The 14,436-nt window shown below is 49.1% G+C and carries 10 protein-coding genes and 1 riboswitch; of the genes, 4 read left to right on the top strand and 6 right to left on the bottom strand.

From position 1 onward, the window contains the following. Positions 1 to 52 precede the first annotated feature (52 nt). The 5 genes from DU481_RS06570 to purB form a co-directional block, all read right to left on the bottom strand. Entirely contained in the window at positions 53 to 502 is a 450-nt protein-coding gene (locus DU481_RS06570; protein ID WP_350133421.1) for a hypothetical protein, read from the bottom strand. Positions 503 to 709: 207 nt separating this feature from the next. Continuing rightward, positions 710 to 1,819 (bottom strand): molecular chaperone DnaJ, encoded by a 1,110-nt coding sequence (dnaJ, locus tag DU481_RS06575; protein ID WP_350133422.1) that lies wholly within the window; start codon positions 1,817 to 1,819, stop codon positions 710 to 712. Positions 1,820 to 1,961: 142 nt separating this feature from the next. After that, positions 1,962 to 3,908: a molecular chaperone DnaK gene (gene dnaK, locus DU481_RS06580; RefSeq protein ID WP_350133423.1), complete on the bottom strand. Its 1,947-nt coding sequence runs from the start codon at positions 3,906 to 3,908 to the stop codon at positions 1,962 to 1,964. A 68-nt stretch (positions 3,909 to 3,976) separates the two neighbouring features. Further along, complete coding sequence (gene grpE / locus DU481_RS06585) at positions 3,977 to 4,570, bottom strand: nucleotide exchange factor GrpE (RefSeq protein ID WP_350133424.1); 594 nt, start codon at positions 4,568 to 4,570, stop codon at positions 3,977 to 3,979. A 139-nt stretch (positions 4,571 to 4,709) separates the two neighbouring features. Continuing rightward, on the bottom strand, positions 4,710 to 6,086 hold the full coding sequence (purB, locus tag DU481_RS06590; protein ID WP_350133425.1) for an adenylosuccinate lyase: 1,377 nt from the start codon (positions 6,084 to 6,086) through the stop codon (positions 4,710 to 4,712). Between the two features lie 205 nt (positions 6,087 to 6,291). After that, positions 6,292 to 6,383, top strand: a riboswitch (cyclic di-GMP riboswitch). A gap of 161 nt (positions 6,384 to 6,544) precedes the next feature. Between purB and DU481_RS06595 the strand changes: the two genes are divergently transcribed. After that, positions 6,545 to 7,381 (top strand): FxDxF family PEP-CTERM protein, encoded by an 837-nt coding sequence (locus DU481_RS06595; RefSeq protein ID WP_350133426.1) that lies wholly within the window; start codon positions 6,545 to 6,547, stop codon positions 7,379 to 7,381. A gap of 221 nt (positions 7,382 to 7,602) precedes the next feature. Next, entirely contained in the window at positions 7,603 to 9,807 is a 2,205-nt protein-coding gene (locus DU481_RS06600; RefSeq protein ID WP_350133427.1) for a cytochrome-c peroxidase, read from the top strand. A 74-nt stretch (positions 9,808 to 9,881) separates the two neighbouring features. Here DU481_RS06600 and DU481_RS06605 read toward each other — a convergent pair whose 3' ends face one another. Then, positions 9,882 to 11,216 (bottom strand): DUF3422 family protein, encoded by a 1,335-nt coding sequence (locus tag DU481_RS06605; protein WP_350133428.1) that lies wholly within the window; start codon positions 11,214 to 11,216, stop codon positions 9,882 to 9,884. Between the two features lie 165 nt (positions 11,217 to 11,381). Here DU481_RS06605 and bioA point away from each other — a divergent pair, with 165 nt between their 5' ends. Further along, positions 11,382 to 12,719, top strand: coding sequence for an adenosylmethionine--8-amino-7-oxononanoate transaminase (bioA, locus tag DU481_RS06610; RefSeq protein ID WP_350133429.1), 1,338 nt, complete (start codon positions 11,382 to 11,384; stop codon positions 12,717 to 12,719). A gap of 23 nt (positions 12,720 to 12,742) precedes the next feature. Then, positions 12,743 to 14,140 (top strand): MBL fold metallo-hydrolase RNA specificity domain-containing protein, encoded by a 1,398-nt coding sequence (locus tag DU481_RS06615; RefSeq protein WP_350133430.1) that lies wholly within the window; start codon positions 12,743 to 12,745, stop codon positions 14,138 to 14,140. Positions 14,141 to 14,436 lie beyond the last annotated feature (296 nt).

Consider the following 14,436-nt stretch of genomic DNA (forward strand, 5'->3'; position numbering starts at 1 on the left):
AAATGGATAGCGCCAAAGTTACTGGCGTGCAAGCGGAGGAATGTTATGCCGCTTAAAACAATCCCATATATAACCACCGATGGCTAAAATCATCATCGATTTTAATATTTGAATCACCGTAATCACCGGAGTAATCAAGCTGTATGTGCGGAAAATCGCTGAGCATCAGCGCGCGCATCGTGCTGTGCAGAATAAAACTATAGCTGTTCATCCCATTTTGACCATTGTCACGCAGGTGCGATTGATTTGCATCGGTGCCATTCTTCAAGCAGCTGACTATTTCTTCGTCAACACGGATATTATCGGAAACAGCAATAATTCTGAGCGTACTAAGAATACTTTCATCTCCGATATCAAAATATAACCCATACAAATTTCCCATGGCACTACCGACTTGTTTCACTTTGAACAATAGCGCCCCGTCCGCCACTTCTTCAACTGTCACCCATGCTTTAGCTTGATTGGCTGCTGAACCGTTAACCAGAAAAGATATTGTCGCCATGATTACTCCCTGAATTAAATTTGTAATGACTGCCTGATTAAAATCATAGTGTTTCGTGAACTCAGGCGTAACTATAAATCGAGAAAGCAATCCAATTGTGAAGCGAATGTAAACTCTTTGTTAAATGTCAGTCAAAATTGTTCATGACACCCGCACATTACCAATGTCATAACTACAGTATTGATTAATAATAAATTAAGCGGTTTTCTATTCGGAGAAGAATTCCCGCGCTTTATCCATCCACGACTTAGCGCGCGGACTGTGGCGAGGGCCATCTTTCAAGCTGATTGCCTCCAATTCTTCCAACAGTTCTTTCTGGCGCGCCGTCAGTTTGACCGGAGTTTCCACCACAACATGGCAAAGTAAATCGCCTTTTTCATGACTGCGCACACCTTTGATTCCTTTGCTGCGCAAGCGGAAGATCTTGCCGGTTTGGGTTTCAGCGGGCACTTTGATTTTGGCATGGCCTTCCAGTGTCGGCACTTCAATTTCTCCACCCAGCGCGGCCACGGTAAAACTGATCGGAATTTCACAGTGCAAATTATCGCCGTCGCGGCGGAAAACGGAATGCGCCGATAAGTGAATCACAACATACAAATCGCCTGGGGGGCCGCCGTTTAAACCAGCTTCACCTTCACCGGAAATACGAATGCGATCGCCATCATCCACACCTTCAGGAATTTTTACGTTCAGTGTCTTTTGCTGCTTAATGCGCCCTACGCCATGACAGCTTGCGCAGGGGTGAGTAATAATTTTGCCGTTGCCTTGACACTTGGGGCAGGTTTGTTGGATAGAGAAAAATCCTTGCTGCATTCTGACCTGCCCGTGGCCGTTACAAGTCGGGCAGGTTTTCGGCGAGCTACCTGGTTTGGAACCGCTGCCGTGACATGCATCGCATTCTTCCAAAGTGGGAATGCGGATTTTAGTTTCAGTTCCATGCGCTGCCTGTTCCAGGGAAATTTCTAAGTTGTAGCGTAAATCAGAACCGCGATGTACATTGGAACGTCCGCCGCGTCCGCCGAAAATATCGCCGAAAATATCGCTAAACGCATCGCTGAAGCCCTGTGCACCAGCGCCTCCCCCTGCATTTGCATCAACGCCGGCATGTCCGAATTGATCGTATGCAGCCCGCTTATTCGCATCCGTCAATACTTCATAAGCCTCTTTGGCTTCTTTGAACATCTCCTCCGATTTCACATCGCCTGCATTGCGATCGGGGTGATACTTCATCGCCAATTTACGATACGATTTTTTGATTGTCGCTTCATCGGCATCGCGGCTGACACCGAGCACATGATAATAATCTCGCTTACTCATCTTGGCTTCCTGCTCGCATGATAAGGATATATGGTTCTGATTGTTGAAATTTACGCTTTATGCAAACACTAAAACGCAGAGCTCACACAGGCATTTACTGCGCTGCCGTGTGCGTCTCTGCGTTCGATTGTTTTAACAACAATTACTTTTTGTTTTTAACTTCCTCAAATTCCGCATCAACCACCTCGCCTTCCACCGGTTTCTCACCCCGGCCGGATGATGATGATGAAGATCCAGCTTCAGGTTGCGCTTCTCCGCCGCCTTGCTGATCTTTCTGTTGATACATCTTTTCAGCCAATTTATGCGCCGCTTCGGTTAACGCCTGTGTTTTGGCATCGATCTCGTCCTTATTGTCGGCTTTCAGCACGTCTTCGGCATCTTTCAGCGCAGCTTCGATCTTAGCTTTTTCATCACTGTCCAATTGATCGCCGTGCTCCTTCAGCGATTTCTTCACTGAATGAATCATCGCATCGCATTGATTACGGCTGGAAACCAGTTCCAGTGCCTTATGATCTTCCTCGGCGTGCGCTTCGGCGTCTTTGACCATGCGTTCAATTTCATCATCCGACAGCCCTGAGCTTGCCTGGATCTTGATTTTGTTTTCCTTGCCGGTCGCCTTGTCCTTCGCGGATACGTGCAAGATACCATTAGCATCGATGTCGAATGTCACTTCGATTTGCGGCAAACCACGCGGCGCTGCCGGAATATCGCTCAAGTTAAATTGCCCCAGGCTTTTGTTTCCTGATGCCATCTCACGCTCGCCTTGCAGCACGTGGATCGTCACTGCGGTCTGGTTATCGTCCGCGGTGGAAAATACTTGCTGCGCCTTGGTCGGGATCGTGGTATTTTTCTGAATCAGTTTGGTCATTACACCGCCCAGCGTCTCGATACCCAGTGACAATGGCGTCACATCCAGCAACAGGACATCCTTAACGTCGCCTTTCAGCACACCGCCTTGAATGGCCGCACCAACCGCTACCGCTTCGTCCGGATTTACATCTTTGCGTGGTTCTTTACCGAAAATTTCTCTTACCTTATCTTGCACTTTCGGCATACGGGTTTGTCCGCCCACCAGAATGACGTCGTCGATGTCCGATGCGGATAGACCGGCATCTTTGATCGCCGTGCGGCATGGTCCTGCGGTACGCTCGATCAAATCTTCCACCAGACTTTCCAGTTTCGCGCGGGTTATTTTGACCGCCAAGTGTTTCGGTCCGGAAGCATCCGCCGTGATATACGGCAAATTCACTTCGGTCTGCTGGCTGGAAGATAACTCGATTTTGGTTTTTTCCGCCGCATCTTTCAGGCGTTGCAACGCCAGCATATCTTTTTTCAGATCGATACCGGTTTCTTTCTTGAATTCATCCACCAGATATTCGATCACGCGCGAGTCAAAATCCTCACCACCAAGGAATGTATCGCCGTTGGTCGCCAGTACTTCAAATTGATGTTCACCTTCAATTTCGGCAATCTCGATGATGGAAATATCGAACGTACCGCCACCCAAGTCGTATACCGCGATTTTCCGGTCGCCTTCTTTTTTATCGAGACCGAAAGCCAGTGCTGCAGCGGTCGGTTCATTGATAATCCGTTTTACTTCGAGACCGGCAATCCGTCCGGCATCTTTGGTTGCCTGACGTTGTGAATCATTGAAATAAGCCGGTACCGTGATGACCGCTTCGGTAACAGTTTCACCCAAATAATCCTCGGCGGTTTTTTTCATTTTCATCAATACTTGCGCGGAGACTTCGGGCGGTGCGATTTTCTTGCCGCGAACTTCCACCCACGCATCATTGTTATCCGCTTTAACAATACTATACGGAACCATCTTGATATCGCGCTGGACCATATCTTCGTTAAAACGCCGTCCGATCAGCCGTTTGACTGCAAACAGTGTGTTTCTAGGATTCGTGATTGCTTGACGCTTGGCGGAGGCACCCACCAGAACTTCATTTTCTTCCGTATAGGCCACGATGGAAGGAGTTGTTCGCGTACCTTCCGAATTCTCTATGACTTTGGGCTTGCCGTTTTCCATGACGGCTACACAAGAGTTCGTGGTACCCAGGTCGATACCGATGATTTTTGCCATGTTTAGATCCTTTTAAAGATTAATTCTGTCTGTCGATGGGTATAAAAATGGAGATACTTGTAAAAAATTCAAGAGTCTTTTGCTTTTGAAACGGATACAAGCGCCGGACGGATAATGCGCTCATGCAGCTTGTAGCCTTTTTGCATGACTTGAACCACGGTATTCGGCGGTAGTTCGGAATCAATCATGCACATGGCTTGATGTTGATGCGGATCGAATTTCTCGCCTTTAGGATCAATCACCTTAATATTGAATTTATCGAAAACGCTGGTGAGTTGTTTTTGTGTAAGCTCCATGCCGCTCTTGAAATTTTCAATAGTCGCGTTCTCAACCGCCAATGCGGCGTCCAAACTGTCCATTACCGTCAGCAATTGCGCCGAAAAATTCTCAATCGCATATTTATGCGCATTGGAAACGTCGGTTTGCGCGCGTTTGCGGATATTTTCCGTTTCCGCCTTGGCGCGGATCCAGGCATCGTGATGCTCGGCCGCTTTGATCTCCGCTTCTTTCAGTAAATGTTCCAAATCGGGTTGCGCGTTAGTGATTTCCCCAGTTTGGATGGTGGCATCGTTAGTCGCTCCGGGGATTTTGATTTCTTCCTGGGAATCAGCCATATCTTTTGGACTCGCTTCTGTGTTGTGTGAATTTTCTGGACTTTGCATCGTAGCTCCTCATAACTGTGAGGGCGATATTGGGACAGCTCTGCCGAATTTCAAGCCGGAAATGAAAATTTATCTAAGAATACGTAGAGAAATGATTAATTAGTGTAACAGATCAGTATGTTGCTCATAGACATAATTTTCAGTTTTTGATTCTTACGGCCAGATCGCGTGCTTTGCCAATATAGTTCCGCGGCGTCATCGCCAATAAACGATTTTTTTCTGCCTCCGGAATGCTTAGACCGGAGATAAATTGATGCAACGCTGCCTGGGTAATTCCGCCTTTGCCGCGCGTCAGTGCTTTTAGCTGTTCATAAGGATTGGCAACGCCATAGCGCCGCATCACGGTTTGAATCGGCTCCGCCAGAATCTCCCAGGCATTATCCAAATCAGCGGCCAGCTGCGCCATATTCACGTCCAGTTTGTTGAGCCCTTTAAGGCACGAGTCATAAGCCAGCAGCGTGTGACCTAACGCGACACCCATATTACGCAGCACGGTGGAGTCGGTTAAATCGCGCTGCCAGCGGGATACGGGTAATTTTTCGCTCAAATGCCGCAACAGAGCATTAGCAATTCCCAAATTGCCTTCCGAGTTTTCAAAATCAATCGGATTGACTTTATGCGGCATCGTGGAAGAACCGACTTCATCCGCTTTGGTTTTTTGCTTGAAATAGCCGAGCGAAATATAGCCCCAGATATCGCGGTTCAAATCCAGTAAAACGGTATTGATCCGGGCATAGGCATCGAACAATTCCGCCATGGTATCGTGCGGCTCAATCTGAGTCGTGTAAGGATTAAATTCCAGTCCCAACTTCTCGACAAACGATTGCGCGAATTTTTCCCAATCCAGATCCGGGTACGCGGATAAATGCGCGTTGTAATTACCTACTGCGCCATTGATTTTCCCCAGTATGGCGACAGCCGCGAGTCTTTCCCTGCCGCGTTGCAAACGGTACACGGTATTGGCGATCTCCTTGCCTAAGGTCGTCGGTGTTGCCGGTTGCCCGTGCGTGCGGGCCAACATCGCGACATCCGCCAATTGGTGTGCCAATTCGATCAAGCGCGCAATGATTCTGTCGAGCGCGGGTAACATGACTTTTTCCAGACTCAGCTTCAACATCAAGCCGTGCGACAGATTATTGATATCTTCCGAGGTGCAGGCGAAATGAATAAACTCGGCCACTTTCACCACTTCCGCATTACCGGCGAGTTTTTGCTTTAACCAATATTCCACCGCCTTGACGTCATGATTGGTTGTCGCTTCAATGGCTTTAACCGCCGCCGCGTCTTCGATCGAGAAATTGGCAGCCAAATCGTCCAATTGCGCGTGAGTTGCTGCGGAAAAAGCCGGTACTTCAGCAATCTCAGGGTCACCGCTCAATGCTCTAAGCCACGCAACCTCAACTTGCACACGGAAACGAATCAGCGCGAATTCACTGAAATAGAATCGTAATGGCTCAACTTTGCTGTGATAACGGCCATCCAGGGGAGACAAAGCGGTAATAACGGTGGAATTCATGATATTGGCAATTTTTCAGAAGGCCGGATTTTACCATGCTTGATGTGTGCTCAAAGCGGTTAATTTGTCTGGCAATTTCTCGATAATTTTTGGCGCAATGCCGCACCACTATTGAGGTGCGGCAATTTGCCGCAGCGACAATTTGTCGCATTGTTTTATCAGAATTTTCCCATAAACTATAAAAACGTAATTTATTGAGACAGATACCAGACAAAGCCACGCTTGCCACTAGACAAGCACGGAAAGCCAGCGGATCTCACTTGAATCTCAACATTGTGAGATGGCCGGGTTGCCTCCCGTGAGTATGGGGAGTAGCTGAAACAGACAGTGTGACATTACACACAGGTTTCAGATCATCGCTCAAAAAGAAGCGCCGCACAGTTGTTGTTTCTTCTCAATTCTACAAGCAACCGGCAGCGCCGCAAAACCTTTAAATAGTATCGTTTTGGAGAAAAGAAATGCAATTAAAATCATATCATAAGAAAACAAGTACACTGGCTTCAGCCGTCATTATTTCGCTTGCAGCATTGGCAAGCAGCAATGTCCATGCAGCCGATGCCGTATCACCCAAAGGCTGGGTCGGCAGCGATAATGTCGTGAGTCTGGGTGAAACCATTACAGCCAATGAAAGTGGCTTGAAAAGCGCATACACAGGCAATCCGAATCTGAATTTCTCTGCTTGGGCGCATACCGGAGATTGGTTTGTTTTTCAAAATACCAATTTGGCAGATGTTAGCGTAACCGTTTCTGGAGCTGCTGGATTCGCTCCCGGTTTGACCGTATGGGCAACCGGCGCGGCGAAATTTGACGGCGGCACCGAAGGCTTTGGTTCAGAAATCAGCGCCGCAGGATTTGGCACACCACACTCATTAAATGCTACCGGTGCAATGGGCGATGCAGGCACGCTGTGGATGGCCAACGGTCAAGGCGGTAACGCCATCGAAACCCTTGGGTATGCAGTTTCAGGTCCGGCAGCATTCACAGCGGCCGACACAGGTTGGGGCGAAACCATTTTTACCGGCGCGCATGATGTTAGCGTAACCAACACATTTGAAAACGGTGTAACCGGTAGCACTGGTGCAAACGTAGCAACACTAACATTCAACGACTTAGCATCAGGCTGGTACGCCGTATATGTCGGTGGCACCAACCATGCCTCTGCGGGTGGCGCATTTGAATTGACGGTTAGCGCAGTGCCGGAAGCAGAAACCTGGGCGATGTTGCTCGCAGGTCTGGGTTTGGTTGGTTGGCGTCTGAGAAGATCACCAACAGATTCATGCGAAGCCGCAGCTTAATCACCGCATGATGTATCAATAAGCAGCTACGGAGGGTTTTTACAGAATCCTCCGGTTTCGCCAAAAAAATCCATCAAGCCATAACTAATAAATTTCACGCAGCTTAAGCGCAGCTCGTGATGAACACAATTGTGAGCGCCTCAAACATGTAAATCGTTCTGATGTTCCATAACACACCATAGCGCACATACTGAATTGCAGGGCGCATGAGGAGTAATATCATGATAATCAATATAAAAAACACCATTATTACCTTAGTCCGGATAGCTTGCCTTACTATTTGCATCGTTTCAGTGTCGCACGCTGACGGATTCGGGCCTATTCCCATGTCTCTGAAAGGCGCACCGGTTCCAGAAGTTCCCGGTTTATTGGATGGCCCTGATCCAATCATTATCAACAAGAACAAAGCAATCGCATTGGGCAAAGCTTTATTCTGGGATGTTAGTGTAGGAAGCGACGGTATCGCTTGTGCCACCTGCCACTATCATGCGGGCGCAGACCGCCGCACAAAAAATCAGATTGCACCAGCCGGTAGAAATAGCACACTACCGAAGGAATTCTCACTGGCAAGCGACGGAACGCTTCGCGGACCGAATAGCAAACTGAAAAAGACCGATTTTCCATTTTTTCAAACCAGCGATCCGATGAGTCCCACCGGTGAGCCAATTTATATTAATAATGACGTGGTATCGTCCTCAGGCACTTTCGGCGGCGATTATCGTGATGTTGAATGGTTTCAGGAAAAAAACGATGAATGCGAACGCAACACCGATCCGGTATTTCATGCCGGCGCAAAAAGCACGCGCAAGGTAGAACCGCGTAATACACCGACCATCATCAATTCAGTTTTCAATTTTCGCAGCTTCTGGGATGGCCGCGCCAACAACATTTTCAACGGCAGTAGCCCTTGGGGAGATCGCGATCCGGATGCCGGTGTCTGGGTGAAGAATAGCGACGGCACAGTCACCAAACAACGGTTAAGACTAATCAATTCCTCGCTTGCATCCCTAGCCGTCGCTCCTCCATTGGATAACTTTGAAATGAGTTGTCATGGCCGCACCTTCGCTGATCTGGGCCGTAAATTATTAAACCGTAAGCCGCTGGAGCATCAACGTGTTCACTGGAACGACAGTGTTCTAGGTCCATTGGCACACAGCACCAATAATAACTTGCAGAAAGGTTTGAATACGCGTTATTACCGGTTGGTCATGGATGCATTCAATTCCAAGTACTGGAAGCATAACGATGTTGGTCCGTTTGGTTCCCCCTCGCCTGCCTCGGCAACACACGATCTGCCTTACCGGCAAATAGAAGCCAATTTTGCTATGTTCTTTGCGCTTGCTATTCAAATGTATGAATCGACATTGATTTCCGACGATTCACCTTTTGACCAAAGCGCTGTTGATGAACATGGCATGCCGACTGAACTAAGCGAGTCGGCACTGCGCGGTCTGGACGTTTTTCGTGATTCACATTGCGCACTCTGCCATATCGGTCCAAATTTCACCTCATCCGCTGTCGTAACGAATGGAATCTTGCAAAAAATCAACCCGCATGCTTTCGGTAACTCTTCTTTCCGCATCAGTACCACGAATGTTATTACCTATTTATCGCTGACCGGCGGCATGATGTTTCAGGATACCGGCTTTTCCGGAACCGGCGTCACGCCCGTAGAAAACGATATCGGTTTGGGTGGCGTCGATCCCTTTGGAAATCCCTTATCGTTCGCCGATCAATACATGCAGCTTTTGGCCGGCAATAAAGCCGGGGTTGTTGATCCTTATGTTGCCGATGTACGGGCATGCGATCTTGATACGGCCATTGCACTGGATCGCGATAGGCCACATCCTTTGCTATTTACCCGCGCGGATGGCATACAAAAGCAAACGCAAGATACCGCGGATTGTTTTAATCCAGTAGGTGCATTTATCCCGACAGTTGACGCAGCTGCTGCGGAACTGAACAAAGCCAATAGAAAACGCTTTTTAAGCGCCGCTGCAGGCACATTCAAAATTCCAACACTAAGAAACATAGAGTTAACGGGACCTTACATGCATAACGGCGGTATGGCCTCATTGGAAGAAGTGCTGGAATTTTATATCCGGGGCGGTAATTTTGAAGTGCCACCGAAAGAATTCGGCAAAGTTTTTTCACTGGTTGATTTGCAATTGTCATCGGAAAGCCGTGAAGATTTGCTGAATTTTCTGAAAAGCCTGACAGATGATCGTGTACGCTATGAGAAAGCGCCTTTTGACCATCCGGAATTGGCCGTTCCTCACGGTCATGCAGGAAATAATGTGCTGATCACAGCCACTCATGCGCTGAGCGATAACCTCGCGGCGGATGAATATTTCACGGTACCTGCGGTAGGCGCCGAAGGACGGGGAATTAATCCATTGTATCCATTCGAGCGCTATCTGCAATAACATTGCAGCATTGTCTGCTCACAGAACAGGCTTGAAAATAACCCGCCGAGGTTTTTTCAAGCCTGTTACTCATTTTAGTGCAGCTTAAAAAACTTATCGTGAATGCGCCGTGTAGCCCGCCATACCGCCCAGAGTACAACCGGAATCATGACCCCGGCCGCCAGTTCAGGGTGAATCGGCAAACCCGCTGCCTTGCCTGCCTTAGCTATGTACAACAATAAACTGACCACATAATACGAAATCGCCGCAATCGACAAACCTTCCACCGTACTTTGCAGCCGTAGCTGGAGCTCTTGACCACGCGTCAGTTTTTCCAGCAATTGCTGATTCTGTGTTTCAGTCAAAATATCGACACGGGTGCGCAACAAAGCACTGGCGCGTGAAACGCGCGCGGAAAGATAACTCATACGCTGCACAGTTGCTTCAACCGTCGCAATCGCCGGAGACAACCGCCGTTGCATGAATTCGCCAATCGTCTGCGTGCCCGGTATCGCTTGCTCCCGGAGTTCGGCGATGCGTTGCGTCACCAGCTTGTTATATGCTTGTGTCGCGGCAAAGCGATACGCGTGTTGAACTGTCGCACGTTCAATCCGCGCGGCTAACGCAATCAACGTATCGAGCAATTCCTGATCGGACGCCGCTTTATTTTCCAGCCGCGCCGTGATATCCGCCAACTGCTGTTCCGCGCTGGTCAACTCAGGAAACAACCGTTTGGCAACCGGCAAACCACGCAATGCCATCAAGCGGTAAGTTTCGATCTCGAGCAAACGCTGCGAAACCCGCCCGGCACGCGTTTCGGAAGATCCCGCTGGCATAATCACCAACATGCGTTCAAAACCGCTAGGACGCAACATGAAATCGGTAACCGCCAGAGAATGCCGTTCTCTACCGATCAACGAAGCCACCACAGGATTTCCCCCAAACCACTTACGAGCCTGCGACAGCAACTCTTCGGGTTGATTCAGATTGCCACAGACCATCGCCAGTTTGACCGCAACAAACGTACGGCCAGGTATCTCAGCCAGCCAATCACGCGGTAACGTCACATAAGAAAGTAATTCCGGATCGGTCGCCCCCAATTGCGCAGTTTCGGGCAAATTTTGCACCACGGAATAGCGTGTAAATTCGCTGTGACGCTCCCAGCGCACCGTATAGCCTTGTAAGCGCAAACGCAGAAAATTACTTTGCAACTGTTCGAGCATCAGAGTTTGCTGTCCGGGAAGGCGGCGCAAATGCTCGCATTCTTGTTCGCGCGTGATGCCTTCGTTAATGACCACCACATACACCACCAATGCAGGCAAGCGGATACGCTGACTGGGGCGAGCATGCACCTCGTTGTGCAACAAAATACGTTGCGGATCATTATCGGGCAACAAATCGGTTAAACCGGAATCAATACTGGAGTACATGCAGGCAAAATAAGTAAAATTGTTTGAAGGCTTGAATGTACCAAGGATCCCATGTCAGGTCAAAAGCACTGAAAAACTATACTTCATAGTCTACAATGACCGGTAACACCAGCAGATGATCTGCGACTGCATGCATTTCTAGCTGACTTCCATACTCATAAAAACATGACAAATTCCGATCACACACCTTCTTCACCGGCATCACAACTTCAACACAGAAGCCTTGCCGCCGTATGGCACCCCTGTACGCAAATGAAACAACACGAAACCTATCCGCTCGTTCCGGTCGTACGCGGAAAAGGCGCGTGGTTATACGATGCCGACGGTAATCGCTATTTGGATGCGATCAGTTCCTGGTGGGTCAATTTGTTCGGCCATGCCAATCCGGTCATCAATGCCGCGATCCGCGATCAATTGGAAAAAATAGAGCATGTCATGCTGGCAGGCTTTACCCATGAACCGGTTGTCATGCTATCGGAGCGGCTCAAACGTATCGCGCCCGGTTCGCTCGGACACTGTTTTTATGCCAGCGACGGCGCATCGGCGATTGAGATTGCCTTAAAAATGAGCTTTCACTACTGGCTTTTGAACGGACAACCACAAAAAAATGGCTTTATCAGCTTGCAAAACGATTATCACGGCGAAACGCTCGGTGCGTTATCCGTCACCGATGTAGCCATTTTTCGCGAAACGTATGCACCACTGCTCAGACCATGCACTCATGTCCCCACACCGGATTGGCGCTACGCGGAAGCGGGCGAACCGGCCGAAGCTTACGCGCTCCGCGCTGCTGCGGCATTGGAACATTATCTAGCGGAACACCATGCGCAAACGGCTGCCTTGATTCTTGAACCGCTGGTGCAAGGCGCGGCGGGAATGGGCATGTACCACCCGGTTTATTTGCAGCGCGCTCGGGAAATTTGCGACCGCTATCAAGTGCATTTGATCGCCGATGAAATCGCGGTCGGTTTTGGCCGCACTGGAACCCTATTTGCTTGTAACCAGGCGAATATCGCTCCGGACTTCCTATGCTTATCGAAAGGTCTGAGCGGCGGCTACCTGCCACTTTCCGTGGTGATGACAACCGATGCGGTTTTTCAGGCTTTTTATGACGACAAAACCGCACGCGCTTTTTTGCATTCGCATTCACACACCGGCAACGCGTTGGCGTGCCGCGCCGCTTTAGCTGCTCTGGATATGATTGAGCAAAACCAGGTTATTACAACAAACACGCTCAAGACTGCCTATCTGAATCGCATCGCAGCACCGCTAGCGGCGCATCCCAAAGTCCGGAATTTCCGCAATTGCGGCATGATCTGGGCGTTCGAGACCGAAACCGATGATCCCGATTTTGCCGCAAACTGTTTTCAAGCCGGATTGAAGCAACAATTAGTGTTGCGCCCCTTGGGAAAAACCATTTATTTCATGCCGCCCTATATTATTAACGAGCAGGAAATGGATTTGCTGGTCGATGGCACGTTGCACGTGCTGAATACGCTCTAACTTCATAACAGCGAGTGAATGCAATGAAACTGACTTTTTTGGGTGCAGCAGGTGAAGTAACCGGCTCCAGTTATTTGATCGAAACCGGATCTGTCCGCTTTCTGGTCGATTGCGGCATGTTTCAGGGCGGGCGCGAAGCCGACAAGAAAAACCGTACGGCTTTTAAATACGATCCCAAAACCATCGACTTTGTCCTGCTGACGCATGCGCATATCGATCATTCCGGTTTATTGCCGCGGCTGAGTGCATGGGGTTTTCGCGGCCCGGTTTATTGCACGGCGGCAACGGCGGATTTATTGCAGGTGATGTTGAAGGATAGCGCTTACATTCAGGAAAAGGAAATCGAATGGCGCAATCAATCGCGCCGCCGCAGTCAATCCGCTCAGGATCTTGCACCGCTGTATACCGTCACGCAGGCGGAAGCGCTGTTAAAACAACTGCAGCGCGTCGATTACAACACTGAACTTAATCCACATCCGTCGATACGCTGCTGCTTCCGCGAAGCCGGTCATATTCTCGGTTCCGCTATCATTGAGTTATGGGTCAAAAAACAGACCGGAAACAAGAAAATTGTGTTCTCCGGTGATTTGGGGAAACCCGGCCATCCGATTGTGCGCGATCCGGCTTTCATCCGCCAGACTGACATCCTGTTGATAGAATCCACTTATGGCAACCGCCTGCACCGCAGCATGCCGGACACCCTCGACGAGCTTGTTTATGCCATTAACAACACACTCGTGCATAAGGGCGGCAACGTCATCATTCCGGCTTTTACCGTCGGACGCACGCAGGATTTGTTGTTTTTGCTGATTGACTTGTACCGCCAGGGCAAATTGGGTGAAATGGCCATTTATGTGGATTCGCCGATGGCGCGGGCAGCGACGGAAATCACGCTAAAACATCTGGCATTACTCGACCCGGAAGCTTCCGATGCGCTGCATTGGATGAACCAGAATGTGCAAAAACCGCGTATCCATTTTGTACAGGATATCGAAGAATCCATGCAACTTAATCATATGAAGCACGGCGTCATCATTATTTCCGCCAGCGGCATGTGCGATGCCGGCCGTATCAAGCATCACCTGAAATACAATCTTGACCGCGCCGAATGCAGCATCCTGATCACCGGATTCCAAGCGGAAAGAACATTGGGCAGACGGCTTGTCGACGGCGCAAAACTCGTTAAAATTTTTGGCCAGGATATTCACGTCAAAGCGGCCATTTACACTATCGGTGGGCTTTCCGCTCATGCCGATCAGGCTGGTCTGCTTAATTGGCTGGGCCACTTCGAAAAAGCGCCGGAAAAGATTTTTGTGGTACACGGCGAACTCAGCAACTCCACCGCCTTAGCCGCTGCCATTCAACAAAAACTCAATTGGACGGCCACTATTCCGGAATATTTGTCGGCTGTTACACTGTAAATCCACTTGACCGAGCATAGTTCTACACCATCCCAGCGGACTCAATCCATTAAGGAATCACGAGCGTGCAAGAACGATACGCAGCGCGTGGTGAGCAACACGCACGCCCCGTCTATGAACGATTAACCGCCCAAAACGAAAAATTGTTTGCCACTCAGTCCTCAAAACAAGTCATTTTTTTAAAGGGTCTTAGGAAGTTAAGCACTTACTAAAGTGTGCTAACTTTCTGAGATGAATGCCAAAAACAGATACTATTTTCGTTCTCGAATCAGAGAAGCAAAATTCAGGCAACTTAT

The organism is Nitrosomonas sp. (assembly GCF_040240425.1).
Lineage (GTDB): Bacteria > Pseudomonadota > Gammaproteobacteria > Burkholderiales > Nitrosomonadaceae > Nitrosomonas.

Excerpts from the sequence above, each read along its gene's own strand:
- grpE (WP_350133424.1), bottom strand. The coding sequence starts at position 4,570 with ATGCAAAGTCCAGAAAATTCACACAACACAGAAGCGAGTCCAAAAGAT.
- bioA (WP_350133429.1), top strand. The coding sequence starts at position 11,382 with ATGACAAATTCCGATCACACACCTTCTTCACCGGCATCACAACTTCAA.
- dnaJ (WP_350133422.1), bottom strand. The coding sequence starts at position 1,819 with ATGAGTAAGCGAGATTATTATCATGTGCTCGGTGTCAGCCGCGATGCC.
- DU481_RS06600 (WP_350133427.1), top strand. The coding sequence starts at position 7,603 with ATGATAATCAATATAAAAAACACCATTATTACCTTAGTCCGGATAGCT.
- DU481_RS06595 (WP_350133426.1), top strand. The coding sequence starts at position 6,545 with ATGCAATTAAAATCATATCATAAGAAAACAAGTACACTGGCTTCAGCC.
- purB (WP_350133425.1), bottom strand. The coding sequence starts at position 6,086 with ATGAATTCCACCGTTATTACCGCTTTGTCTCCCCTGGATGGCCGTTAT.
- DU481_RS06570 (WP_350133421.1), bottom strand. The coding sequence starts at position 502 with ATGGCGACAATATCTTTTCTGGTTAACGGTTCAGCAGCCAATCAAGCT.
- dnaK (WP_350133423.1), bottom strand. The coding sequence starts at position 3,908 with ATGGCAAAAATCATCGGTATCGACCTGGGTACCACGAACTCTTGTGTA.
- DU481_RS06605 (WP_350133428.1), bottom strand. The coding sequence starts at position 11,216 with ATGTACTCCAGTATTGATTCCGGTTTAACCGATTTGTTGCCCGATAAT.
- DU481_RS06615 (WP_350133430.1), top strand. The coding sequence starts at position 12,743 with ATGAAACTGACTTTTTTGGGTGCAGCAGGTGAAGTAACCGGCTCCAGT.